Raw genomic sequence first — 26,009 nt, 5'->3', positions numbered from 1 at the left:
GGAGCCAGTCATGATCAAGGTAAAGCAGCTCGCTCACGTTTGCATTTTCGCGAATGACCTAGAGAAGACGCGAAGCTTCTATCGGGACGTCCTCGGCATGGATACGCAGTTCAATTTCCTGCGCGACGGCAAGATTTTCGGCTTCTATCTCAATTGCGGCAGCCGTAGCCATGTCGAGGTGTTCCAGAAAGACGGCGCGAGCTATAGCGACTTGAACCAGATCAACCACTTCTGCCTCGAAGTGGAAAACATCGACGCCGCGATCCCCCACCTGAGGTCAAAGGGGGTTGATGTCACCTCAAAGAAACGCGCGTGCGATGACACCTACCAGGCTTGGATCCGCGACCCCAACGGCGTGAAGATCGAACTGTTCGAATACACTGAGAAAAGCGCACAATTCGTCGGCGGCGATCGTATCGCGGATTGGTGATCGCGCGTCGCCGGACAATGTGGCGGCGCAGCCGATGCTTGGTGGATTACTTCAGCTCGACCTCGATAAAGGCGAATTCGCCGTCGTTCGCGCTGATGACGTCATGTTCGACGCCCTCGTTGCGGAAATAGGGCGCGCCCTTCTTCATTTCGGCGAAGGATTCGCCATCCTTGGTCAGGAGCTTCACCTTGCCGTCGGTCAACGGCACGATCACATAGTCGTGGCCATGGCGGTGCCAGCCGGTGTTGTCGCCCGGGGCGAAGCGGTATTCGGTGACGATGACGCGCTCATTGTCGATGAAGACGGTGGCCTTGGCGGATCCGGTCATATCGCTTCTCCTTTGTATTCAGAAGAGAAGAATACGGGGCGGCAAGCCGCGAGTGCCAGAGCGGCCCACCAATGACGCCAGCAAAAAGAAAGCCCGGCACGAGGCCGGGCTTTTCTGCAAAACTTTGATCGGATCAGGCGAGACTGCCGTTGATCCAGTGCGACAATGCCGTTTTCGGCGCAGCACCGACCTTCATATCGGCGACTTCGCCGCCCTTGAAGATCATCAGTGTCGGGATCGAGCGCACGCCGAACTGCGCAGCCAGCTCAGGATTCTCGTCGATGTTGAGCTTGGCGATCTTTATCTTGCTACCGAGTTCGATGGCGATATCCTCAAGCGCCGGGGCGATCATCTTGCACGGGCCGCACCATTCCGCCCAGAAATCGACCACGACCGGCTCCTTGGCGTTGAGCACGTCGGCCTGGAAATTGCTCTTGTCGACCTTGACGGTGGCCATGCTGAGATCCTTTCGATTTGTTCGTCGCACCAAATGTGGTGGTGATCGTGTCCGTCTTCAAGCAAGTGTTGTGTCACGCTCCCGTGAGTCTAGCAAGCGCGTCGTCCATTGCGGCCGCCGGCAGTTCGATCAGCCGCGGCGCCTCGGTGAACAGCAGCGCCGCCGAGACCTCGCGTCCCGGATAGAGCGGCTGAAGCAGCGCGCGATAAAGTGCGAGTTGCAGAACATAGGCTTGCGGCACTTCGGCGAGCGTCGCCGGCGCAGGCCGGTTGGTCTTGTAGTCGACGATCGACACCTTGTCCGGCGCTACCGCCAGCCGGTCGATCTTGCCGGAGATCGAGCGCAGTTTGCCCCTCACCTCCAGGCTGCCCATGATGGCGACTTCAGCGCGCGAGTTTGGTGCAAACAGCGGCGCGAAGCGGCTGTCGGCAAGAATTCTGGAAACGCCAGCCAAGGCTTTGTCGCGCTCGTCTTCAGGCCATTGAGCTCCGGCGCGCGCCAAATAGCGCTCGGCGGCATCCTGGCGTTTTCCCTCGGCGATGCCGGGCAGCATCTGCAGCAATTTGTGCAGCGCCAACCCGCGAATCACGGCAAAGCCGGGCTCGGCGTCGGCATCCAATACCGGCGAACGCGTGTCGGCCACCGCTTGCCGCGCCTCGTCGATCAGCACCGAGGCGCCGGACGGCGAGAGCGGCCGCGGCAGTTCCTCGAAAGGCGGCAAAGGCTGGAACAGGGTTTCCGGCAGTGGCGCAAAGCGTTCCGCCTGCCGTGCCTCATCCACTGCCGCCAGTGGCATGGGCGGCAGCTTCGTCACCTGGAAACGATGCACGGTCTCGCCAGTGGCGGGATGCCGGCGTTCCGCGCTTTCAGCGGCGCCGACCAGCGCGCGGCTGACGACCGAATGCCAGGTGCCGGTATTCTGCGCCCGCTTGCCATGGTAGCCGCAGACGATCAGCCGATCCTCGGCGCGAGTCATGCCGACATAGAGCAGCCGGCGGTATTCGTCGTCGGCGAGCTCGCGGGCGCGGGCCGATGCGGCGCGTGAAAATCCATTGGCGACATCGCTGGCCGACCGCCAGAGATAGCCCTTGCCCTCCCAGCAGTCGCCCGACCCTTCGAACGGCATCAATCTCGGCAGGTGCTGGTCGCTGAACGGCGCGGAGCCGCCATCGACCAGGAATACCACCGGCGCTTCCAGGCCCTTGGCGGCATGCACGGTCATGACGCGAACCTCGTCGCGGGTCTGGTCCATTTCGCGCTTGATCTCGGGGCCGGCGTTTTCCAATGTCGACAGGAAGGATTCCAGTCCCGGCAGGCCGGTCCGCTCCTCGGCCAGGCAGAAATTCAGGAATTCGTCGAGGATGTCGCCGGCCTCCGGACCGAGCCGCGCGATCATCTTCTTGCGCAGGCCGTCGCGGGCGAGAGCTCCGGCGTAAAATTCGAACACCGGCTTGAATGCGACTTCGTTCGACCATGTGTCGAGCCGGCTGACGACGGCGGCCAACGCCTCGCTTTCGCCGGCATGCCGGCGCAGCGAGGCGAACAGCGAGACGCCCGACGGCCTCTCGGCAGCAAGCGCGAAAAGCTGCTCTTCCGAGACATCGAAGATCGGGCTGCGCAGCACGGCGGCCAGCGACAGATCGTCCTGCGGCTGGATGAGAAAATGGCCGAGTGCGATCAGGTCCTTCACCGCGATGTGGCCGGGCAGGCTGAGCCGGTCGGCGCCGGCCACCGGAATGTCGCGGCGCTTCAGCGCCCGCGTCAGCGCATGGACGAAGCGATCGCGCTTGCGCACCAGCACCAGCACGTCGCCGGGCCGCAGTTTCTTGCCGCGGCCTTCGATAGTCTCGCCGCCGCCGATCCAGCCGGCAATGGTTGCCGCGACGTTTTCAGCGACGCGTACTGCCGGCGCATGGGCATGGTCGACCGCTTGCGTCCAATCGTCTGGTTCGTCGACGACATCGGCGCCGATCGACGGCCAGACCTCGACATAACCCGGCGCATCGGTGCGGATCGCCTTGTGGTCGAGCGGATCGGGATCGTGGCTGATGCCGCGCCGCACGTTCGGGTCGGCAAAGACACGATCCACCGCCGCAAGCACGTCGTCGGTCGAGCGGAACGACCAGGTCAGCTTGAGATCGGCGAAGGCGGCGGCGGCGCTTCTAACTTTGCCGGCAAACAAAAGCCGGCTGTCAGCAAAGGAATCCGGGGCGGCCCCCTGAAAGGAATAGATCGACTGCTTTTCGTCACCGACCGCAAAGATGGTGCGGTGGACGGCGTCGCGGGCGCCGAGCCCGGCAAAGAACTCCTCCGCCAGCCGCTTGACCACGTCCCACTGGTTGGGACTGGTGTCCTGCGCCTCGTCGAGGAGGATGTGGTCGATGCCCTGGTCGAGCTTGTATTGCACCCATGGGCCGGCGTCGGGCCGCGCCAATAGATTGACAGTGCGGGTGATCAGGTCGTTGAAGTCGAGGAAGCCGCGGGCGCGCTTCAATTGCTCGTAGCGGGCGATCAGCCAGTCGGCGATGGTCAGCGCGGCACGCGTGCCTTCCAACATCCTGAACAAGGCCAGGCGGTCGGAGATTTCGAGAATGGCGTCGACCGCCACGAGATAACGTTCGGCAAGATCGGGCAGCCGGTCGAGCAGCGCCTTCTTGAACGTCTTTGCCGGATCATAAGGCTCGCCATCGGCCCTCAGGAGAGCCTTGGCAAGCAGATTCAGGCGTCGGACCGGATCCTGCTCGGCGAAGGCAAGACGGGCGTATGGCAGCAGATTGTTCAGCACGATGCGTGCATCGGCGGCCTCGGCCGCCCGTGAAAAGGTGACGAGATAATCCGGCAGGAAGCCGGGCAGCGGCCAGACCGAGTCGGCTATGCCTTCGGCGGTCTGGCCGGCTCGGAATTGGAACTCGTCGAACAGCGCCTGAAAACCATTGCCGCCGGCCATGGCGATGAAGGCGCGCAGACCGTCGCGCTTGCGCACGATTTCGGCCAGCAATGCGTCGAGCCCATGTTCGCCGCCGCGCTCCAGCACGGTGGCAAAAGCTTCGGCCAGTGCCGCATCGCCTGCAACACCGCCGGAGATCATGTCGCGGCGGGCGGCGGCAAACAGCGAAGCCTCCATTTGCGGATCAAGCATTTCGAAATGCGCCGGGATGTTGGCTTCCAGCGGGAACTGATGCAGCACCGATTCGCAGAAGGCGTGAATGGTCTGGATCTTCAGCCCGCCCGGTGTTTCCAGCGCCTCGGCAAACAGCCGCCGCGCCCGGCGCATGGTTTCGCGGTCGGGCTGGCGGCTGTCCAGCGCCTCTATCCGTGTCGAGAGCTCGGCATCACCAAGCGCCGTCCATTGCGACAGGGTCGAAAACACCCGGTTCGACATGTTGGCGGCGGCGGCGCGCGTATAGGTCAAGCACAGGATCTTGGACGGATCGGTGCCGCGCAGCAAAAGCCGGATGACGCGCTGGGCGAGCACATGGGTCTTGCCCGATCCGGCGTTTGCCGACACCCATGCGGAGTTATGCGGGTCGGAGGCGCTCGCTTGGCTGGCGGCGGTGTCGCTCGGGATGGGATAGGCCTTCTTCACGCCTCCCCTCCCTCCTCGTCGGCGTCGCCGCCGGCGGACCATTCCAGCACGCGGGCGAGATGGTCGTAGTCGCCGTCGGTCTCACCTTCGCGGAACGGCAGCGCCCGCGACAGATAGCCGGTCGCCGGGTCGGCGTAGTGGATCAGCAGTTTTTCCAGCCGCGCCCAAGCCTCTTCGGCGAGATCGGCGGCGGTTCGCGGCTTGCGGTTGTATTCGAGGATCGATTCCTCGAACACCTCTCCGTTCGGCTTCAGCCGCACGAAGGCCAATTGCGACGGCTCGCATGCGCCAAGCTCCTTGAAGGCGCCGCGACGCAGCAGCGCGCCCTCCAGCGCCAGTTGCGGCGCGAGCAGCGTGTGCGCCTGCGCTTTGGATGGCGAGGAGCCGGTCTTGTAATCGAGGATGTCGGCCATGCCGCCGGCCAGCAGATCGATGCGATCGGCATAGCCGGACAGGGTCACGCCGGATCGGCCGACGCCGGTCTTTTCGGCGCGTTCCTCGGCGTGCCGCCGTACCACGGCGGCGGCCCGGCCGCGCTCCCATTCGATAATGCCGGCGGCAAGCTTTTCGAAGCGCGGCCACCACACCGCCTCGACATCGGCGGGCAGGGCAGCATCGGCAAAGCAGGACCGGCCGGCGGCGATGAGCCCGTCCAGCGCCTCGGGCGCGCGCGGGTCGGCCACCCTCGCTGAGAAGAGGTGCAGAATGGCGTGAAACAGCGTGCCGCGCTCGGCAGCGCCCGGATCACGAACGACCGGATCGAGTGGCATCAGGCCGAGTATCCTTCTGGCATAGACCGCATACGGGTCGCGACGTAGCGTCTCGATCTCGGTGACCGAGAAGTGGTGCGGCCGCAGGGCGAGCGGCGGTTTCGGCTGCGGCCTCGGCGCAAAGTCCTGCTTTTCGCCGGCATCAAGCGCACGCGCCCAGGCAAGCAGTTCATCGCCGCGCCGGCGAAGTGCCACAGCATGGTCCTCGCCGACGAAGGTAAGGATACGCTGCAGCCAGCGCGACGGCACCGACGGAGCGTCGCCGGAACGGGCGGAGCGAGCCAGCACCACTTTTTTGGCGCCCATGGCCATCTGGAAATCATGGGCGGCAAGGCCGATGCGCCGCTCCGGCGGTTCAAGATCGATGCCGGTCTTCATCAGCCGCGACATAAAGCGGTCACTCTCCGGCTTGCGCGGCCACACGCCTTCGTTGAGTCCGCCGACGACCAGCGTGTCGATATCCTGAAGCCGCGCTTCCAGCACGCCCCAGATGGCGATGCTCCTGTCGGTGCCCTGCGCCGGCTTGACCATTTCGGGCGCAATCAGCGCCTCCATCACATCGGGCCATTCGTCCGCGGCGAAGGAGAACGACACCGAGGCCGCGACCAGACCGCGCAAGAGCTCGGCAAGCTTTTCACCGGCATCGCCGGCATAGAGTTCGCTGAGGCTTCCGTCAGCAGCGCGGCCGAGGCTTTCGAGCACGCCGACACTGGCGCGCACAAGCGTGGCAAGATCGGCATTCTCCTCGCCGCGAAAGGCAACCAGCGGCGCCAGCGCAGCCGTTAGCCGGATCAGCAGATCGCGCGCCTGTTCGATGCGCCTGACCGAGAGGCGCGATCGCCAGAAAGGCGGGCGGCGATTGCCGCCGTCGTCGAATTCGGCAAGCCGGGCACCGAAGAGTTGCGGCAGCGACGCGACGTCCGGGCGACCGGTGCCGCCGCGCAGCGCCACGAGTTCGACGATTTCGGCCGCATGGCGGACGCTTGCCCGCTCCAGGCCGAGGCCAAGCAAGGGATGCTTGAGCAGTGACAGCAGGGCGACCGGATCGCCCGGGCGGAACGCCGCCTGAAGCGCCAGCCGGAGCAGGCTGGCGGCTGGCGTGTTGATGAGCGGCGTGCCGCCGGAATCGTCGGCGGCGACGCCGAAGCGCAACAGCTCGACCGAGACGCGTCGCGCCAGCGCGCGGTCGCCGGTGACCAGTGCGGCGCGCTGGCCGGGCCGTTCGACGGCCTGTTTGAGCGCAACGGCGATCGCCACGGCTTCGTCGCGTTCGCTGGCGGCCTCGAGAAGCGTCACACCAGCGAAGGCCTCGGCACTATCGCCAGCGGTGAAGCGCGCGCGCGTCTCGGCCCAGAGCTCGGTGGTCTCCGCCGGCCGCAGCGCCTCGCCGACAAGTGCGGCGCGCAGCGCAAGTGGCCGCGGCGCAACAGCAAGCTCCCCGACATCGGCCCGAAGCACCCCGATCTTGCCGATCAACTTTGCCAGGCCGTATTGCGGATGGCCAAGCACAGCCGGCCGCGCACCAGGTGCACTGACGGCGGCAAAGGACGGCTCGTCCAGCGTCCGGTCGAGGCCGGGCAGCACAACAGCGCCATTGGGCAGACCGGCGATTACGGCAAGCAGCTCGGCCGTGGCGGGGATGGAGCCGGTAGAGCCGGCGGCGATCACCGGCCCGGCGGGTGGATTGCGCTTCAGCCGCGCCGCTTCCAGCCTTATCAGGGCATTGCGATGCGCTGCCGGATTGGAGCGACGGCGTTCCTCGAGCAGCTTCGGCCAGTTCTCAGTCACGATGGTCAGGAAATCGAGCGTCACCTGCCACCAGCCTGCAAGGTTGCCGGTTACGAGGTCGGCGAGCCTCGCCCAATCCGTGCCTTCCGTCTCGATCTCATCCATCAGCCGTGCAAGGTCGCGCGCCAGCCAGATGGCGTCGGCGGCGGAGGCCGGGATGACGATCTCCTCGTCGAACAATGCCGCGACATGTGCGGGCAGGCGGCGTTTCCACGCCCGCACCAGCGGCGCAAGCAGCAGAAGACGCTCGACCGCGGCGATCGGCGGCGCAAAGTCGATGACGGCCGACGCTTCCGTCTCGAAGGCGGCTTCATCTTCATCAAACTCACCAAGTGGGCGGATGACCGGCAGGATCGCCGAACGGCTTCCCGAGCGCGAGAGAGCATCGACGAAGACGCCGCGGAGCGCCCGCGCTGCACGGCGCGTCGGCACGTAGATGGTGAGATCGGCCAGCACCAGCGGATCGCCATCATAGGCAAAGCCGGGAACCAGGCGCCCTGCAAGCAGCGCCTCGGCTAGCGTCGGCAGGAACGGCGCTCCGGGCGGGATCGAGAAAACGCGGCGGGAGCCGCTCATTTCGACTCGGCAAGAGCGCCGGGTGCCTCAGCAAGAGCATCGGGCGTGCCGGCAAGCGCGGCAGCGACCACTGCTTCCGCCCGCGGGATCGCGTCGGGTGTGCCGACAGTGATCCAATGGCCACGCATCGTCATGCCGAACAGGCGGCCGGCGGCGATTGCCGCATGGAAATAGGCGTTGAGCGACAGCGGGCCGGCCGGCGCGTCCTTGAAGATGCGCGGATGGACGATTGCGGCGCCGGCATAGATCAGGCCGGCCGGATCGTTGTTCGCACGCCGCAACGCGCCGTCCGGCGCCATCAGGAAATCGGTGCCGCCGCTATGTCCGGTTGCCGACTGGAGATCCGCAAGCATCAGCAGAATGTCCATTGTCGCGCCCTCCCATGCAAGGGCAAGTCGCCTGAGATTGGAAACGCCGCTGTCGATCCAGAAGGTGTCGGCGTTGAGCACATAGAAGGGTGCCCCTAACCTGGGCAATGCCTTGACGATGCCGCCGGCAGAGTCGAGCAGGCCGCTGCTCTCATCCGAGATGACGATTCTCGGCGCACTGCGGCGGGCTACATGGTCCACGATCTGTTGCGGCAGGTAATGGACGTTGACGACGGCCTTGGCGACACCGGCTTCGGCTAGGCTGTCCAGCCCCCAGTCGAGCAATGTCTTGCCGGCGACCTTGACCAGCGGCTTCGGCATGGTCTCGGTGATCGGCCGCATGCGCTTGCCGAGCCCGGCGGCAAGCACCATGGCGGTCGTCGGCATCGGTCCCGACGCTTTCAGGCCCAAATCCTTAGCCTTCAAATCGAGCGTTCCTCCAGCAAGCCGTGGGCGATGTAGAAATCCTGCAGCCCGGCCAGCGCCGGATGCGCCAGCGCCCGGCGAAGATAATCGCGGATGCGCGGCAGATGCTTCAGATAATAAGGCTTGCTGTCGCGTTTTTCGAGCCGCACGAAAATGCCGAGGATCTTGGAATTGCGCTGTGCAGCCATGATTGCATAGGTTTCGCGGAATTCGTCTTCATCGAAGACGCCGGCGTCGCGTCGCGCGGCGATATAGGCGGCGAGCGTGTGCTTTTCGATTTCAGGTGAAATGGTGACGCGCGCGTCCATGGCGAGCGAGGCGACGTCGTAGGCTGACGGACCGATGAGCGCATCCTGGACATCGACGACGCCGAGACGATCGTGACCGGAACGGTCACCGCGCCAGATCAGGTTGGGCGAATGGAAGTCGCGCAGCATTAGCGTGTATTCGCGCCCCTCGAGCCGATCGAGCACCGCATTCCATTCGCTGCGATAACCGGCGCGCAACGCCTCGCTTGGCGGAGCGCCTGATATCGCAGAGACATACCAGTCGACCAGCAATTCGGCCTCGATCATCATGGCGTCGCGATCGAAAGGCGGCACCTCGTGGAAGACGCCGGGGCCGGCCTGCATGCTGGCCGGCCATGTTTTGCCGTGCATCATGGCAAGCAGTTCGGCCGCCGCCGCGTAGCGCTCGGCCACCGGCTGGCCGCGCTTGTCCAGGAACCCTTGGGACCCGAGATGCTCCAGCAGCAGAAAACCCTGGTCGAGATCCTGGGCATGGATTTCCGGGACGCTGACGCCGCCGGCCCGCAAGGCACGGTCAATGGCGACGAACGCCGAAACGGATTGCGCGGTGTGGGCGATCTCGGCATAGGGTTTGCCGTCGCGGACTGGCGGTCCGAGCACCAGCCTTGGCGAGTTCATCAGCACGCGCGGCGGAAATCCGGCGAGCGTGACGATCTCGTAGGAGCGAGCCGAGGCATCACCGATGAAATATCGCCGCTGCGCTTCGCCCCAACCGGCCTGGCCGAGAAAATCGCGCATGGCCAGCGATCGCGCCGCGCGCTCGAAGGCGGCGCCCCCTCCCGATAGTCTCGCCAATCGGCCGTCGCCCTGCTGGAGAAGTTCGACCAGCACCGAGGTTTTCGGCAAATATGCCTCTGCCCGTTCCGGCCATTCGACCAGTGCGGCCCCTTGCGTCAGCGCCTCGTCGAAACCCAGCTCGTCCAACTCGGATGCCGCGCCCAAGCGGTAGAGATCGAAATGATGGACCGGCACACGCGTGTCGTAACTCTGGACCAGCGTAAAGGTCGGGCTCGGCACGTCGAGGCCGGCATCGTCGGCCAGTGCCTTGACCAGCGCCCGCGCCAAGGTCGACTTGCCGGCGCCGAGATCGCCCTTGAGAGCGAGCACGTCGCCAATGCGCAGCGACATGGCGAGGTCCTCACCAAGCCTTGCCGTCGCAGCCTCGTCGGCGAGAAAACGCTCGAGCACCAATACCGCCATCGAACGCGCTACTCGGCCGCCGCGCGGATGCCGGACGGCGTGTCGGGAAAGGCGCAAACAACCGTCGTGCCCTTGTCCCTGCCGGTCTCGATGCGGACGCTGCCGCCATGCAGTTCGACAAAGCTCTTGACGATCGACAGGCCGAGCCCGGCGCCGCGGCGGCGGCCGCCATTGGTGCGCGGCTCGAAGCGCCGGAACACTGAGTCAAGCAGGTCCGGCGGCATGCCGGGACCGTCATCGTGAACGGAAAATTCCACGCCGTCGGCAAGTTGGCGGCAGGCGAGCGTTATGGTGCTCGCCTCCGGCGCGTAATTGGCGGCATTGCTGAGCAGATTGTAGAGGATCTGGCGGACGCGGATTTCGTCGCCGTGGAAGGTTTTCGGCGCGGCCGCCGCGTCGATCCTAAGCTTGATCGCATGTTCCTCCAGTCGGTCGGCGACCAGTTCGGCGGCGGCTGTAATGGTTCGATCGATGTGAACTTCGGAAATGTCGAGTTCCATGATGCCGGCATCCACCGTCGCCAGATCGAGGATGTCGTTGACGATGGTGAGCAGGACCGAGGAGGACGAGCCGACATGCCCGATATATTCGCGTTGCTTCTGGTTCAACGGACCAGTCGACGGCAGTGAAAGAAGCTCGGTAAAGCCGATGATGTTGGTGAGTGGCGAGCGCAGCTCATAGGAGACGTGCTGCACGAATTCGTTCTTGATCTGGTCGGACTTTTGCAGCGCCTCATTCTTGTCCTTCAGCGCCCGCTCGACATTGACGCTGTCGGTAACGTCGACGAAGGTCATCATCACCTGGCCGTTGGGCAAGGGGATGACGGCGTAGCGCAAAACGGTGCCGTTGTTCAATTCGGTCTGGCCGTGGCGGTCGCGGCGCTCGTCGTCGAAGCCGGTGATGGCGGCAACGAACCCGCCCCACGGACTGTCGACGGCACGGCGGTCGCAAAGGTCGCGGATTGTCGAGACATGGACGTTGGGTTTTGAGGCATCGGCATCCAGCCCCCACAGTGCTGCGAAGGCCGGGTTGGACAATCTCAGCCTGCCGTCGGGACCGAATACAGCGACGCCTTCGGCAAGGTTGTCGAGCGTCTCGCCCTGAACCCGGACGGCGGTCTGGTAGCGGCTTTCAAGGTCCATCTTCTCGGTCAGGTTCTCGAACACCCAGGTGACGCCGCCCTTGGGCTGCGGGTTGGCGACGACGCGAATGGTCTTGCCGTCCGGCAGATGCCACCAATGCTCCTGCGATTCAACCGCGCGATAAGCGCCGAGCAAGCTCTCTTTCCAGCGCCGCCATTCGGGCTGCTCGGCAATCTTGCCTTCGCTGCGCAGGCGGTCGAGCAGCAAGGCGTTGTCCGGCGCGCTGTGCAGGAAGCCGCTGTCGAGGCCCCATAGTTTCTGGAACGCCTGATTGAAAAACCGCAATTTCTCGTCGGTATCGAAAATCGCCACGGCAGTGTTGAGCTGATCGAGCGTATCGGCGTGGCTCTGCACGGTCCGCTCATACTCGGCGCGAATGGCCTCGATGGCGCTGATGTCGCAGGCAAGACCAGCCGAACCATCCGCCCCGGCAAAGTCGGTCACGGCAAACATACGGCGGTCGCCTTCGATCACAGTGGAGAGCGTCTGTTCGAAGACGGGGTGCGACTTGTGCTGCGCAGCAATCGTGTCGCGCGCCTGGCCGCCGAGGAATTCCTTGCTGTCACGAACCGCCGATTCGGCATTCTCGGCCTCGACCGCTTCGGCATAGGCCCGGTTGACCCATTTCAGCCGCCCGTCGACGGTGCGTAGCCATGACGGCATCTTGAGCGCATCGAGAAGTCCGATCAGCGTCTCATGGTCGGCGGCCAAGCGCTGGTTCTCGATCTTCAGCCTGGCCTGGCTTCGCTGTGTCTCCGAAAGCGAGACGAAGCGAACCAATACATGCGCCGCACTCTTGCGGCCGTGAACCTCGAGCGGCTGGCCGGCCTGCGATTCGATGACCAGATCGAAGGGCTTTGCCTTGTCCCGCAGCGCCGCCACGGCATGTTCCAACGCGGCCGCCGAACGCGGCATCAGCCAGCGGCCGAAAGCCAGGAAGGCCGCCCGGTCCTCCGGCGCGCCGCTCTCGATCGGCAATGTTCCGACAAGCTCGGGTTTCTTGTTTTCGGCGGCCCATACGACCACGCGCTGGTCGCGGGAATGGAGCAGCGCCTCGGAGCGCTGCAGCGCGGCATTGACGTCGGCGATGCGGGTCCTGAGCTCGGCATTTTCCGCCGCGGTGCGCGCCCTTTCGCGGATCAGAAAGATGGCCGACAGCAATGCCGCCCCCATGACGCCGACAAACATGGCGAGTTGCATGACCTCGACCGTGCTGACCGACAGCCCGGCCTTTTGCGCCACGCGGGTTTGGGCATGTGCGGCAAAGCCAAGCAGCGGACCAACCAGCGCGGAAGAAGCAAGCAGCACCCCGACACGGCTGCCGGCACGGCATAAAAGGCTGCCGCCTCTGGCAGCGGAGCCCGTGATCGAATCGTTATGGCCGCCGGAAACGGCCTGTCCCGCGCAAGGCGGGTTATCCCCCGGCATGTCTTGGTCCTCTTCGCCGCCTGAATGCAAGACCGCCCTGATGCGTGCGCCCGGGCCTCGTCCCCGGACCGCGAATCAGCACCATAGCGCTTGCGCGAATCGGCGTGAAGAATCAATCAGCGCAAAAATAAAGCCGGGCGAAAAGTCAATCGCCCGGCTTCAATATCTAGTGGCAAGTTTCGCCGTGGTTAATAGCGGTAGTGTTCCGGCTTGAACGGTCCCTGCGGGGTGACGCCGATATAGGCGGCCTGTTCGCCGGACAGTTCGGTCAGGCGGGCACCGAGCTTATCGAGATGCAGGCGCGCGACCTTTTCGTCGAGATGCTTCGGCAGGACATAGACCTGGTTCTCGTACTGACCGGGCTTGGTGTACAGCTCAATCTGGGCCAACACCTGGTTGGTGAAGGACGCCGACATGACGAAGCTCGGGTGGCCGGTGGCGTTGCCGAGGTTGAGCAGACGGCCTTCCGACAAAAGGATCATCCGCTTGCCGTCCGGGAAGGTGATCATATCGACCTGCGGCTTGATGTTGGTCCATTTCAGGTTGCGCAGCGACGCCACCTGGATCTCGTTGTCGAAGTGACCGATGTTGCCGACGATCACCATGTCCTTCATCAGGCGCATGTGGTCGAGGGTAACGACGTCCTTGTTGCCGGTGGTGGTGATGACGATGTCTGCCGTCGGTGCCGCGTCTTCGAGCGTGACCACCTCGAAACCGTCCATCGCTGCCTGCAGCGCGCAGATCGGATCGACCTCGGTGACCTTGACGCGGGCACCGGCACCCTTGAGCGAAGCCGACGAGCCCTTGCCGACGTCGCCATAGCCGCAGACGACCGCGACCTTGCCGGCCATCATCGTGTCGGTGCCGCGGCGAATGCCGTCGACAAGCGATTCCTTGCAGCCATATTTGTTGTCGAATTTCGACTTGGTGACGGAATCATTGACGTTGATCGCCGGGAACGGCAGCAGGCCTTTTTTCTGCAACTGATAGAGCCGGTTGACGCCGGTCGTCGTCTCTTCGGTGACGCCGCGGATCGCTTCCTTCTGCTTGGTGAAGAAGCCGGGCGATGCCTGCATGCGTTTCTTGATCTGGGCAAACAGGATCTCTTCCTCTTCGCTGCCCGGATTGGACAGCACATCCTCGCCGGCCTCGGCGCGGGCGCCGATCAGGATGTACATGGTGGCATCGCCACCGTCGTCGAGGATCATGTTGGAGGTGCCGCCATCGGCCCACTGGAAGATCTTGTCGGTGTAGACCCAATAATCCTCCAGCGTCTCGCCCTTGACGGCAAACACCGGAATTCCGGCCTCGGCAATGGCCGCGGCAGCGTGGTCCTGGGTCGAGAAGATGTTGCAGGAAGCCCAGCGGATATCGGCGCCGAGCGCCTTAAGCGTTTCGATCAGCACCGCGGTCTGGATGGTCATGTGCAGCGAGCCGGTGATGCGCGCGCCCCTGAGCGGCTTCTTGTCGCCGAATTCCTCGCGGCAGGCCATCAGGCCCGGCATTTCGGTTTCGGCGATCTCGATCTCCTTGCGGCCCCAGCCGGCAAGCGCGATGTCGGCGACCACATAATCCTTGCTACCCGTCATGGCAGTGCTCCGATGCGAATTGATTGCGGGACGCGCCCCGCCCCGAAGGCGTGTGGGAGGGCGCGAGTTGCCGGCCTGACTAGCAGATCGGGAGTCGGACGACAATGGGATATAAAGAAATCTTTATCCGTGCATGTCTTCAGCGGCAACCAACACGAGAGAGCGCCGTCAGCATTCCTCGCCAAAACGGGAAGCAACCAGTTGCTCCAGCGCATCGATGACCTCTTCGGCCTGCGGGCCGCTGGCGGTGACGCGGATCGAATAGCCGGGGCTCGCCGCCAGCATCATCAGGCCCATGATCGAGGTGCCGCCGACCTTGACGCCGTCCTTCTCGACCTGGACCGTGGCATTGAAGCCGCTGGCAATTTGAACGAACTTGGCCGAGGCGCGCGCGTGCAGGCCGCGCTGGTTGACGATCGGAAAGTCGCGAACGATCTTGTCCTTTTCCGGCAACAGCGCGCTCATTTGCTGCTCAGGAGCTGACTGGCGACGTTGATGTATTTGCGGCCGGCAGCCTGCGCCTCATCCAGCGCGGCCGCCATGTTGTCGCCTTTGCGAACGCTGGACAGCTTGATCAGCATCGGCAGGTTCATGCCGGCAATGACCTCGATGCGGCCGGATTCCATCACGGAAATGGCGAGGTTGGAGGGCGTGCCGCCGAACATGTCGGTCAAAACGATGACGCCTGATCCGGTATCGACGCGGCCGACTGCGTCGATAATGTCGCGGCGGCGTTGTTCCATATCATCGTCGGCACCGATCGCCACGGTCTCGAAATTGTCTTGTGGCCCTACGACATGTTCCACGGCATTGCGGAACTCGGCGGCCAGTTGACCGTGCGTTACAAGCACGAGTCCGATCATTCTTTGGTGGCTCCCGTCATCGCCGCTTCACAGGCGCATTTTATGCTCGCCGACCGTTCCAGGTGGCGGGAGCGCTATCTTGTCGACGCAAGGCCCGTTGACAAGCCCAAAATTGCGCCGGCCCAGACCAATTTGACGCATTGCAGCAAAAAATCCAAATCGGATCACAGGAAAGGCGCAATCGACAGGCGCGACATCACTGCCGGCAAGGCCGCCGCGACATTGCGCCCGGCAAGATCGATGCGCGGCACTGGTACGCCGAAAACGAGTTCGCTGCAGTCTTCCTGGAAGCGGGCCATTTTGCCGGCTGGCACCAGCCGGATAATGAGGTCGATCACGCAGCTTGGCTCGAATGGTATCGGCTTGGGGCCGAATCCCGGCACCTCGACGAGGCCGGCTATGCTGACTGGTGCGCGGCAGACCAGCCGCCCCTCGCAATCGGCAGCAAAGAGCTGGTCATCGCCGATCAGCCGCGAAAACAGCCCGCGCTGGCTGCAATGATCGATCAAGGCGAGCGCCAGCGTCGTCTTGCCCAAGCCGGACGGTCCGGTGATGAGAATGCCGCAATCACCTATCAGGATGGCGGTGCCGTGAATGTTTTCAGGCTGCACAATAGGACCAGGCGTGATTGGAATTCATCCGTCAGCCTTCGGCCGGCAGCGTCACCACGAAGCGGGCGCCCTTGATCTCGCCAGGCTTGGTGCCCGGGATGTTCTCGGCGCTCAACGTGCCGCCATGGGCTTCGACGATCTGCCGGGATATCGACAGGCCAAGGCCCGAGTTCTGGCCGAACGCCTCGCCGGCCGGCCGGTCGGTATAGAACCGCTCGAAAATGCGATCGATGTTGTCGGCCCGGATGCCGGGGCCATTGTCGTCGACGGTGACGATGTTGAACTTGCCGGCGCGCGCCAGCGATATGGTGATGTGGCCACGTTCTTCGGGAACGAACGAGCGGGCATTCTCGATCAGGTTGGTGATCACCTGGCCGATCCTCAGATCATGGCCGACGACGAAGTAGCCTTTCACGCCCTGCGGCAGTTTGGCGACCTTGAATTCGATCTCGACCGCCTTCTTGTTGCGTGTGGCCTCGCGCGAGACGGCGACCAGATCGGTGATGAACTTCTTCAGGTCGACAGTTCCCGCGTCTTCCCGCGCCAGTTCGGCATCGAGACGGGAGGCATCGGAAATATCGGTGATCAGGCGGTCCAGGCGCCTCACATCGTGCTGGATGATATCCATCAGCCGGCTGCGCGAATTGTCGTTCTTGGCCAGCGGCAATGTCTCCACCGCGCTGCGCAGCGAGGTGAGTGGGTTCTTCAATTCATGCGAGACATCCGCGGCAAAACTTTCGATCGCCTCAATGCGGGCGTAGAGCGCATTGGTCATGTCGCGCACGGCGATCGACAAATTGCCGATCTCGTCCTGGCGGTCGGAGAAGTCGGGAATTTCCTCGCGGTTCTTGACACCGCGGCGAACCCTGACCGCCGCCGCGGAAAGCCGGCGCAGCGGGTTGGCGATGGTGGAGGCCAGCAGCATCGACAGGATAGCGGTAACCAGCGCGGCGATGCCGAACACGCGCAGGATCGCCTTGCGCTCGGCCGCGACGATCTTGTCGATGTCGCCACCTTCGGTCGACAGCATCAGTACGCCGAGAACGGCACGGAAGCGCTGGATCGGCACCGCCACGGAAACGATCTGCTCGCCCTGCTCCGAGATCCGCACGATCGTCGACGGACTGCCGGTAAGCGCCTTGACCACTTCGGGAAACGCAGCACCGTTGCCGCCCGGCTGCTCGCGATAGACGGGCAGCTGCTTATTGCGGAAGAAATCGAAGACGAATTTCTGGATGCGCTCCAGAAGATCCGGCTGCTCCTCTTCGACCGGCGGCAGATCGTAGCGAAGGATCTGACCGCGCGAATAGAGATGGCGGGAATCGAGCAGCAGGTTGGCGTCGCGGTCGTAAATGCGGGCGCGCGTGCGCGTCGGCGAGATCAACCGCCTGAGCACCGGCGCCACGCGCTCCGGATTGATCGGGAAATCGAGATTGTCGAGCTGATCGGAGCCCGGGCCGAGGCTTTCGCCAGCCTGCAACTCAAGCAGCTTTTCCGGATCGATGCTGATCGAATCGGTCTCGACCGTCGCCGATGCAGCAATCGCGCCGGCAATGATCTCGCCCTGGGTCATCAGGCTCTCGACACGGGCGTCGATCAGCCCGTCTCGAAAGGTGTTGAGGTAGAGAATGCCGGTGACCAGGACGGCCAGGCCGGCAAGATTGAGAAAGAGAATACGCCGCGTCAGGCTGGAAAAGATGTGATGGCCGAGAAACCGGCGCATCGGCACCGTGATTTTCGACACGAAGGCGGGCAGAATCCGCGGCGGGCGCCTGGCGGCGCCCGATCGTCTCACTCGCTCTACTTCCACTGCCATCGAATAGCAGCTCCCGCTCGACTCAAGCTTCGCGGAACCGATATCCGACTCCGTAAAGGGTTTCGATCATTTCGAAGTCATCATCGACGGCCTTGAACTTTTTGCGCAGCCGCTTGATGTGACTGTCGATGGTGCGGTCATCGACATAGACCTGCTCATCATAAGCCGAATCCATCAGCGCATCACGGCTTTTTACGACGCCTGGACGCTGGGCCAGCGAATGCAGGATGAGGAACTCGGTGACGGTAAGCGTCACCGGCTCGCCCTTCCAGGTGCAGGTGTGGCGCTCCTGGTCCATGACAAGCTGGCCGCGCTCAAGCGACCGAGCCTGCTGGTTGGGCGCCTTGGCGGCCGCCTCGCGGGTACTGGCGCGGCGCAGCACGGCGCGGACGCGCTCGACCAGAAGACGCTGCGAGAAGGGTTTGCGAATGAAGTCGTCGGCGCCCATCTTGAGGCCGAACAGTTCATCGATCTCGTCGTCCTTGGAGGTCAGGAAGATCACCGGCAGGTCGGATTTCTGGCGCATCCGGCGCAGCAGCTCCATGCCGTCCATGCGCGGCATCTTGATGTCGAGGATGGCGAGGTTCGGCGGGCGCGCCGCCAGTCCCTCCAGCGCCGACGCCCCATCCGTGTAGGTTTCAACCCGATAACCCTCGGATTCGAGGGCGATCGAAACCGAAGTCAGAATGTTGCGATCGTCGTCGACAAGCGCGATTGTTGCCATTTCAAGCGGCTCCCTCATGAGCTGTCCCTTCTTTCGTCGAGAAGGGGCTTTTGCAGGACAAATTAGGTACAAAATGTGGCATAGGCTCTATCCGCTGTCACGCGCGGCATGCCGGCGGCCACAATTGTACCTCGATATGGATTGGACGAGTGAACATCGCCAATCCTTTGGGCAACCATCAGTGTTTTTGCACATATAAACGATTTAAACAACTTTCAAAATATTTAAATCGATTAATGATTTGATATCATTCGCCTTTTCTGGTTTTGACGTTTTTAGCTCCTGCAATGGGGGTTCCGGAATTCGCCGGTAAAGACGCGGTAAATCGAAGAAGGGACACCCATGTCGGAAGCCGGCAAACGCAATCCTGCATGTACAATCGATCGGATCGGCCTGAGAACCACGGGCGTGGTGCGCTATAATTTCGGCGCGGCCGCGCTCTACGAGGAGGCAATCCGCCGTGGCGAGGCCCGACTCACCGCGCATGGCGCGCTTGCCGCCGAAACCGGGCAGCACACCGGCCGCTCGCCCAGGGACAAATTCGTGGTGCGCGACGAAAGCACCGCGCCGCATGTATGGTGGGACAACAACAAAGCGATTTCGCCGGGGCAGTTCGATACGCTGCTTGCCGATTTTCGCGCCCATGCGGCTGGAAAGGACCTTTATGTGCAGGACCTGGTCGGCGGCGCCGACGAGGAGCTGAAGCTGCCGACCCGGGTGATCACGGAGCTTGCCTGGCACTCCTTGTTCATCCGCAATCTGCTCATCCGGCCGGCAGCCGCCGAACTCGAGCATTTCGTGCCCGATTTGACGATCATCGACCTGCCGTCGTTCCGCGCCGATCCCGCCCGCCACGGCACGCGCGGCGAAACGGTGATCGCCGTCGATCTTTCGCGCATGATCGTGTTGATCGGCGGTACCTCCTATGCCGGCGAGATGAAGAAGTCGGTATTCACCGTGCTCAACTATCTGCTGCCGGCAAAAGGCGTGATGCCGATGCATTGCTCTGCCAATGAAGGACTCGCCGGCGACGCGGCCGTCTTCTTCGGCCTTTCCGGGACCGGCAAGACGACGTTGTCGGCCGACCCGTCGCGCACGCTGGTCGGCGATGACGAGCATGGCTGGGGACCGCACGGCATCTTCAATTTCGAAGGCGGCTGCTATGCCAAGACGATCAAGCTTTCGGCCGAAGCCGAGCCGGAGATCTTCGCCACCACCCAGCGCTTCGGCACGGTGCTGGAGAATGTCGCGCTCGACGCCGGTCGCGTGCCGGATTTCGACGATGGCGGGCTGACCGAAAACACACGCTGCGCCTACCCGCTCCACTTCATTCCGAACGCCAGCAAGACGGGGCGCGCCAACCACCCGAAGAATATCATCATGCTGACCGCCGACGCGTTCGGCGTGATGCCGCCGATCGCGCGGCTGACCCCGGCGCAGGCGATGTACCATTTCCTCTCCGGCTATACCGCCAAGGTGGCGGGGACCGAGAAAGGCGTTACTGAACCCGAAGCGACATTTTCGACATGCTTCGGCGCACCGTTCATGCCGCGGCATCCGTCGGAATACGGCAATCTGCTGCGCGAGCTCATCGCCCGCCACGGCGTCGATTGCTGGCTGGTCAACACCGGCTGGACCGGCGGCGCTTACGGCACCGGCAAGCGGATGCCGATCAAGGCAACGCGGGCGCTGCTTGCGGCAGCACTCGACGGCTCGCTGAAAGCGGCCGACTTCCGGACCGACGCCAATTTCGGTTTCGACGTGCCGGTGACGGTTACCGGCGTCGACCGCGCCATTCTCGACCCGAGATCGACCTGGATCGACAAGCCCGCCTATGACCGGCAGGCGGCAAGGCTGGTTGGCATGTTCGTCGACAATTTCGAAAAGTTCGAGGCCCATGTCGACGCAACCGTGCTCGGCGCTGCACCACGCATGCAGGTAGCGGCTGAATAGCCGTCGCGCTTCAAGGCCCGGCTTCGATCGGGCCTTTTCTTTTTTCGCCTGCCGCGCCATGACTGCGGCATGAACGCCGACGAAAAAATCATCATCACCGACGATGCGGTGATTAATCCGGGTGACCTGCACGAGGACTTCATCCGTTCGTCCGGCCCGGGCGGCCAGAACGTCAACAAGGTGGCGACGGCGGTGCAATTGCGCTTCGATGCTGCCAATGCACCGGGCCTGTCGGAGCGTGTGCGCGAACGGACCATCAAGCTTGCCGGCCAGCGCGCCACCAAGGACGGCGTCATCGTCATCGAAGCCGGACGCTTCCGCACGCAGGAGCAGAACCGGGCGGACGCCCGGGCGCGGCTGACGGCACTGGTCGCCAAGGCCGCCGAACCGCCGCCACCGCCGCGCAAGAAGACAAGGCCGTCCAAGGGCGCGGTCGAAAGACGGCTGAAGAGCAAAGCCGGGCGCGGCTCGATCAAGAAAATGCGTGGCCGGGTCGAGGATGACTGACAGCCGAATCGGCTTCGGATCCCAGATCGCCGGTGTGAAATGTGCAGCCACTGCCGGAGGCGGCTTTCGGGTCGCCGTTTTCGTTTGACGGTGGCATTCTGATTTTCCAGACCAACGGATCAAGCGACCCGATGCTCGTGCTGCCCAAAGGCGTCCGCCATATGCCTGGTTACCTGTCGCGCGCCATGCAGGAAGTGCTGGTGGAAGATATCAGGGAGGTCGTGCAGGAAGCCCCGCTGTTCGTGCCGGCGATGCCGCGTACCGGCAAGGAGATGAGCGTGCGCATGACCAATTGCGGCCCGCTGGGCTGGGTCACCGACAAGGAGCACGGCTATCGCTACCAGCCGACTCACCCGGTGACCGGAAGGCCATGGCCGCCGATCCCGGAGATGCTGCTCGAACTGTGGCGGGACGTATCTGCCTATGCGCACCCGCCGGAGGCCTGCCTGGTCAATTTCTATTCCCAGGATGCCAAGATGGGTCTTCACCAGGATCGCGACGAGAGCGATTTCTCCGCGCCTGTCGTCTCGGCCTCACTCGGCGACGATTGCCTGTTCCGGGTCGGCCAGACCATGCGCGACGGCGCCACCAAATCGTTCAGATTGAAGAGCGGCGACGTCGTCGTGCTCGGCGGCGAAGGCCGCCTCTGCTTTCACGGCGTTGACCGCATCTACCCCTCGACCTCGGCATTGCTCAAGAACGGCGGCCGCATCAATCTGACGCTGCGTCGGGTGACGATGCCGAAATAGGCTGTTCGGGTGGCCGGTCGCCCGGCCGGACATAATCGTCGCGCAGATAGATGCGCTCGGTCTCGTCCTCGACGAGAATGCGATAGTGCGCCAGGATCGCGTCAAAGCCAAAACGCTCCATCAGTTGGCTTGTCCAAGGGCCATCATCTTTCCTGATAACTTTCGTAGAGATAATAATATCAGGGCGCAGACGCTCAAATTCTTGGCGTTTGCTTTCAGCGTAACGCTCCATGATCATCTCGTAATGCGTGGCTTGGGCGACGTCACGCGAAAGCGTGGCTTGCCGGGACAGAGCCATTGCAAACGCTCCAAGCCAGTCATTGGGATCGGCCGAAACGAACTGGCCGCCGATCATGCGGCTTAGTGGATGTCCAGTGTCTATATCTGGACTGATCAAGGCGACGTTTGGTCGATCGGTCGCGGCGCGTATCACGGCGACCAACACCGCGCCTGGCTTCTGAGTGCCCCAGTTCGGTAAGAAGGCAGCCACAATCGCCAGCGACACCAAGGCTCGCGGGGGAGCCGCCAGGCGGGAGAGCAGCCCTGCCGATTGCCGCTCGCTTCTCGGCAAGGCCAGCAAGCAAAGACTAGCCGCTACAGCGTAAAAAATCGATGGGTAGGCATGATACGTCCAGCCTTTGTCCTGGTAGAACAGCGGGAACAAGCCGGCAATAGATGCTGCCAGCGCTACGGCAGCCAGCTCTGGGAAATGGCCGACCGGCCACGACCACCAGCCGCGTCATGGTTTTTCCGAGGCCTTGCTCAATTCGGGTGGCCGGTCGCCCGACCGGACATAATCGTCGCGCAGATAGATGCGCTCGGTCTCGTCCTCGACGAGAATGCGGTAGTGCGCCAGGATGGCGTCAAAGCCAAAACGCTCTGTCAGTTGGCTTGTCCACATCGCGTTGTTTTTCTTGAAGACAATGATATCCGGGCGCAGACGCGCGAATTCTTTGCGTTTGCTTTCGACGTAACGCGCCATGATGGCCTGGTAACGCGTGGCTTCAGCGGTATCACCGGAAAGGGCTGCCTGCCGGGACAGGGAAAGCGCGAACACTCCGAGCCAATCGCTGACATGGGTCGAAACGAACTGCCCATCGATCATGCGGGTCAACGGATGTCCCGAGGACATATCCGAACTGATCAACGCAATAGTAGGCCGATCGGTCGCGGCGCGAATGGCGGCAACCAGCGCCGGCCCCGGTTTCTGGGTGCTCCAGTATGGCAAGAAAGCGATTGCCACCCCCGCCAGTGCCCAAGCTCGCGAAGGCGCCGTCACGAACGCCAACAGCTTCGACGGCTGCCGCACGATCCTGGGCACTGCCAGCAGGCACAAAATGGCTGCCACGGCGCAAAAGATCGCGGGATAGGCATGATAAGACCAGCCTTTCGCTTGGTAGAACAGGGGAAACATGCCGGCGATCGATGCAGCCAGCGCTACCGCCGCCAGCTCTGGAAACCGCCCGGCCGGCCACAGCCACCAAATCAGGAAGACGAGGAAACACCACGCGAAACCGTGGCCGATCACGATGGGCCAAAAGATGCCGAGCTTTCCATAAACATCCGCCAAGAGGGGATAGATGTCGCGCAGGAATTCCGGATGGATCAGCGTGACCGCGCCGAGATAGACAATGCAGATGCCGCCAATGACCCAGTGTTCCAGGGCGAAGATCGATTTCAGGCTGCGCCGGCGCACTGCAACGACCAGCGCTGGCGCCAACACCATGATCGCATAGTAGGGCTTGACCAGCAGCAAAATGCTGCCCGACAGGCCGGCGAGTACGGCGATCCCCGGGCCTGGTTGGGCGGCTGCATCTCTGCGCGCACGCCAGGCGTGAAGCGCAAGCAGCGGCATGAAAAGCGCCATGCCGATATGCTCTCGCTCGCTGAAGGCGTTGCCGGGGAAGATCACCAGCATTGCGCAAAACGCTGGCCCCAGTGCAAACAGTGATGCAGTTTCGGTGAAACCCCCGCGCTTGACGATCACGCCCGAGAGCGAAAGTCCGATAAGCACGGCAAGGTATGTCCAGGCCTCAACCAGGATTTCCGGGGCGGCGCCCAGCAATCTGGCCACAGCCACTGGCGGCAGATAGAGCCATACGCTGAATGGAGGGTTGGTCTCGTGGATCTGCGAGTAAAGCCGCTCACCGGAGAGCATCCGCTCGCATACCGTGATCAGCCAGCTAGTATCGGGAACAGTCCCCCAACGCCGCTGCCAGACGATGGAGAACACGGTGACTGCGGCAATGGCCAGGACATTGCGGCTAGGAAGCAGCGCCGCCGCGATATTCCGGCCGCGCCACCGGCTCAAGCCGTCAATGTCGTTCGAGACGCTCATGATGTTGCACCGAGGCTCTCGAGCTCGAGCCATACGTCGTCCAGCGGAGCGATTGGATCCAGCCGTGCCATGGTCTTCCGGGAGCCTCTGCTCAATTGGTTTGGAGCGGCGCAGGCGCCGTGTAACGCAGATAGACAGTGATTTCCGGCTCGTGGTGCAGCAGACGATAGTCGGCCAAGGCGGCTCCGATCCGCTTGTCCTGCAGCATCAGGGCTGTCCGCGCGGGCGAGCCTGACAGCACGACATCGGGCTTCTTCGCTGATATCTCGGCGGCGTATTCGCCGATCACCCGATCGCGGATGCTTTCAAGTTCCCGTCTCCGTTCGAGATCGCCGGTGGCGCGGGCGAGCGTGTCAGCGTTGGAGACCGCCCAGGCGCTCGGATGGCGTGATATGAACCTGCCGTCGACCAGCCTGGCGAGGGGATGGGCAACCTGCATCCGGTCGGCGATCGACATGATGGTCGGGGTTTCGACCGTTGCGCGGATCGCGGCGACAGAGCGCCCGATCGGGCCGTTGTCCGTCGTCAGCGCCGCGTACTGTGCCCTGACCGCTAGTTGCAGCACCAGCACGCAGCCGAAGATCAGGGCGGCCTTGCGAATGAACCCTGCACTGCGGAATGTGCCGAACCGCAGAAGCTGGATGCCAAATGCAAGTGTTGCAACAACGACCATCGCCAGGGCGTGATTGGGCCAACCCTTGCCCATGACGATGAAGGCCGGAATGAACCCCAGTGCGGTCAGAAGCGGAATCCTGACGTCCCAGTTCGTCTGCCTCAGGCCGCCGGCCGCAAGCACGGTAGCGGCGGCCAGAAGCAGCACCACTTTCGGCCAGTTCGCCAGCATATCGGCGGTAGAGGCCCTCAACGGAAGATAGACCTCGCTGACCAAGGGCAGGACTTCGCTTAAATAAGCACGGTCGAAGAGCGCGATGGACGCGACATAGGCGGCCACGATCGTAGCGCCAAGCAGGTTCTCCACGACGAAGAGCGGTTTCAGCGACCGCCTTTCAACCGCAAGACAGAGTGACGGCAACATGAAGGCCAGCGCAAAATAGGGCGGCTTGACCATGACCACGATCGCCGCGCCGAAGCCCGCGACCATGTGCTCCAGGCGCGAGCCGGCGCTGAAATCCGGGTTCCGCTGACGTGTGCATTGCAACGCCACCCAAGGCAGAATGGCAATCAACGCGAAGTGCTCGCGTTGGCCGAATTGATCCGGCATGAAACAGAGAACCCAGCCCAGGGCCGCCGCTGCTGCCCAGAACGCATGGGGCTGCCGGTAAACCGGTTCATCGCGCGCGAGAATGCGGACAGAAACGAAAAGACTGGCCAGGCTCAGGCAAACGACACCAAGCGTCAGCCAGAATTCCGCACGTATGCCGGTGAGCTTTTCCAGGAGCATGAACGGCATGTAGAGCCAGATCGAGAAAGGTGGGTTGGTCTCCATGATGTCGGTGTTGAGCCGCTCTCCGCCAAGCAGCCGATCACAGACGACCAGAAGCCATGACACGTCGACATTGGTCGGTATCGCAATTGTTGTCAGCCAGACGGCGTATATGACGACCAGGCAGGCCAGCAGCAACGGGGCGCCCGCCACGCCCGCAAACGGCGAGAAACGGTTGGCACCGGGCAGCAGTTCACTAAGGGATCGCGCGCTAGAGACCACGAAACACCCAGCGTCCGAGGACGACATAGTTGATGACCGGCACGGCAATGCAGGTAAGCAGGATCGGGACTGCGGCAGGGACGCCGAGCATCTGGGTCAAAAGCCCCGGCAGGGCGATTGCGACAGCGAGGCCGGAAGCGGTGAGCAGGAGAAAGCGGGGCAGTTCCATCGCGTGGCTGCCGCCCGAGGTGAAGGTGAAATATTTATGCCCGGTGTAAGAAAACAGCGCGGCAACGGCGTAGGCCGCAAACGATGTGAGCGCCGCCGGCAGGGCCGCCGTCGCCTGCCCACGCGACAGCAGGAGAGCACAAACGGCATAGATCAGCGTCGACGCAATGCCAATTAGCGCAAAGCGCGATAGTCGACGATACGAACCGGTGCCCATT

General features: G+C 63.3%; 21 protein-coding genes. 4 read left to right on the top strand and 17 right to left on the bottom strand.

Annotated elements, in window-relative coordinates:
• Positions 1-10: 10 nt before the first annotated feature.
• A complete protein-coding gene (locus tag NKH89_RS29160) occupies positions 11-430 on the top strand; it encodes a VOC family protein (protein WP_352495242.1) in 420 nt (139 codons plus the stop codon).
• A 46-nt stretch (positions 431-476) separates the two neighbouring features.
• On the opposite strand, the gene NKH89_RS29155 is transcribed toward NKH89_RS29160, so the two are convergent.
• The 13 genes from NKH89_RS29155 to NKH89_RS29095 all read right to left on the bottom strand — a co-directional run bounded on the left by NKH89_RS29155 (position 477) and on the right by NKH89_RS29095 (position 18,410).
• Positions 477-758 (bottom strand): cupin domain-containing protein, encoded by a 282-nt coding sequence (locus NKH89_RS29155; RefSeq protein ID WP_023718287.1) that lies wholly within the window; start codon positions 756-758, stop codon positions 477-479.
• Positions 759-891: 133 nt separating this feature from the next.
• Positions 892-1,215 (bottom strand): thioredoxin, encoded by a 324-nt coding sequence (gene trxA, locus NKH89_RS29150; protein WP_023677558.1) that lies wholly within the window; start codon positions 1,213-1,215, stop codon positions 892-894.
• Between the two features lie 73 nt (positions 1,216-1,288).
• The gene (gene addA / locus NKH89_RS29145) at positions 1,289-4,801 is read right to left on the bottom strand and encodes a double-strand break repair helicase AddA (protein WP_352495243.1); all 3,513 of its coding nucleotides are present in this window, start codon (positions 4,799-4,801) and stop codon (positions 1,289-1,291) included.
• Entirely contained in the window at positions 4,798-7,935 is a 3,138-nt protein-coding gene (gene addB / locus NKH89_RS29140; RefSeq protein WP_352495244.1) for a double-strand break repair protein AddB, read from the bottom strand. The genes addA and addB overlap by 4 nt, the downstream gene beginning before the upstream one ends.
• Positions 7,932-8,675: a nucleotidyltransferase family protein gene (locus tag NKH89_RS29135; protein ID WP_352516067.1), complete on the bottom strand. Its 744-nt coding sequence runs from the start codon at positions 8,673-8,675 to the stop codon at positions 7,932-7,934. Before NKH89_RS29135 ends, addB begins: the two co-directional genes overlap by 4 nt.
• A 50-nt stretch (positions 8,676-8,725) precedes the next feature.
• A complete protein-coding gene (gene tsaE, locus NKH89_RS29130) occupies positions 8,726-10,237 on the bottom strand; it encodes a tRNA (adenosine(37)-N6)-threonylcarbamoyltransferase complex ATPase subunit type 1 TsaE (RefSeq protein WP_352495246.1) in 1,512 nt (503 codons plus the stop codon).
• A gap of 8 nt (positions 10,238-10,245) precedes the next feature.
• Entirely contained in the window at positions 10,246-12,807 is a 2,562-nt protein-coding gene (locus NKH89_RS29125) for a sensor histidine kinase (protein WP_352484479.1), read from the bottom strand.
• Positions 12,808-12,995: 188 nt separating this feature from the next.
• Entirely contained in the window at positions 12,996-14,396 is a 1,401-nt protein-coding gene (gene ahcY, locus NKH89_RS29120; RefSeq protein WP_352495247.1) for an adenosylhomocysteinase, read from the bottom strand.
• Positions 14,397-14,564: 168 nt separating this feature from the next.
• A complete protein-coding gene (locus tag NKH89_RS29115; protein WP_023718281.1) occupies positions 14,565-14,861 on the bottom strand; it encodes an HPr family phosphocarrier protein in 297 nt (98 codons plus the stop codon).
• Positions 14,858-15,259, bottom strand: coding sequence for a PTS sugar transporter subunit IIA (locus tag NKH89_RS29110; protein WP_023718280.1), 402 nt, complete (start codon positions 15,257-15,259; stop codon positions 14,858-14,860). Before NKH89_RS29110 ends, NKH89_RS29115 begins: the two co-directional genes overlap by 4 nt.
• A gap of 164 nt (positions 15,260-15,423) precedes the next feature.
• The gene (locus tag NKH89_RS29105) at positions 15,424-15,870 is read right to left on the bottom strand and encodes an HPr kinase/phosphorylase (RefSeq protein WP_352516065.1); all 447 of its coding nucleotides are present in this window, start codon (positions 15,868-15,870) and stop codon (positions 15,424-15,426) included.
• Between the two features lie 31 nt (positions 15,871-15,901).
• A complete protein-coding gene (locus tag NKH89_RS29100; protein WP_352484482.1) occupies positions 15,902-17,686 on the bottom strand; it encodes a sensor histidine kinase in 1,785 nt (594 codons plus the stop codon).
• Positions 17,687-17,708: 22 nt separating this feature from the next.
• The gene (locus tag NKH89_RS29095) at positions 17,709-18,410 is read right to left on the bottom strand and encodes a response regulator transcription factor (RefSeq protein ID WP_023677547.1); all 702 of its coding nucleotides are present in this window, start codon (positions 18,408-18,410) and stop codon (positions 17,709-17,711) included.
• Positions 18,411-18,752: 342 nt separating this feature from the next.
• On the opposite strand from NKH89_RS29095, the gene NKH89_RS29090 reads away from it, so the two are divergent.
• From NKH89_RS29090 to NKH89_RS29080, 3 genes are all read left to right on the top strand, one after another.
• Positions 18,753-20,363, top strand: a complete 1,611-nt coding sequence (locus tag NKH89_RS29090; protein ID WP_352484483.1) for a phosphoenolpyruvate carboxykinase — start codon at positions 18,753-18,755, stop codon at positions 20,361-20,363.
• Between the two features lie 69 nt (positions 20,364-20,432).
• Complete coding sequence (gene arfB, locus NKH89_RS29085) at positions 20,433-20,870, top strand: alternative ribosome rescue aminoacyl-tRNA hydrolase ArfB (protein WP_023718277.1); 438 nt, start codon at positions 20,433-20,435, stop codon at positions 20,868-20,870.
• A 131-nt stretch (positions 20,871-21,001) separates the two neighbouring features.
• On the top strand, positions 21,002-21,619 hold the full coding sequence (locus tag NKH89_RS29080; protein ID WP_352484500.1) for an alpha-ketoglutarate-dependent dioxygenase AlkB: 618 nt from the start codon (positions 21,002-21,004) through the stop codon (positions 21,617-21,619).
• Here NKH89_RS29080 and NKH89_RS29075 read toward each other — a convergent pair.
• The 4 genes from NKH89_RS29075 to NKH89_RS29060 all read right to left on the bottom strand — a co-directional run bounded on the left by NKH89_RS29075 (position 21,582) and on the right by NKH89_RS29060 (position 26,008).
• Positions 21,582-22,283: a hypothetical protein gene (locus tag NKH89_RS29075; RefSeq protein ID WP_352484484.1), complete on the bottom strand. Its 702-nt coding sequence runs from the start codon at positions 22,281-22,283 to the stop codon at positions 21,582-21,584. The genes NKH89_RS29080 and NKH89_RS29075 overlap by 38 nt on opposite strands.
• 75 nt (positions 22,284-22,358) lie before the next feature.
• Entirely contained in the window at positions 22,359-23,957 is a 1,599-nt protein-coding gene (locus tag NKH89_RS29070; protein ID WP_023718274.1) for a hypothetical protein, read from the bottom strand.
• 91 nt (positions 23,958-24,048) lie between these two features.
• On the bottom strand, positions 24,049-25,539 hold the full coding sequence (locus NKH89_RS29065; RefSeq protein WP_023718273.1) for a hypothetical protein: 1,491 nt from the start codon (positions 25,537-25,539) through the stop codon (positions 24,049-24,051).
• A gap of 73 nt (positions 25,540-25,612) precedes the next feature.
• Positions 25,613-26,008: a GtrA family protein gene (locus NKH89_RS29060; RefSeq protein WP_023718272.1), complete on the bottom strand. Its 396-nt coding sequence runs from the start codon at positions 26,006-26,008 to the stop codon at positions 25,613-25,615.
• Position 26,009: the final 1 nt, after the last annotated feature.

Origin of the sequence: Mesorhizobium sp. M0923 (assembly GCF_040319365.1) — a bacterium.
GTDB lineage: Bacteria > Pseudomonadota > Alphaproteobacteria > Rhizobiales > Rhizobiaceae > Mesorhizobium.
This window is presented reverse-complemented; position numbering and strand designations above follow the sequence as displayed.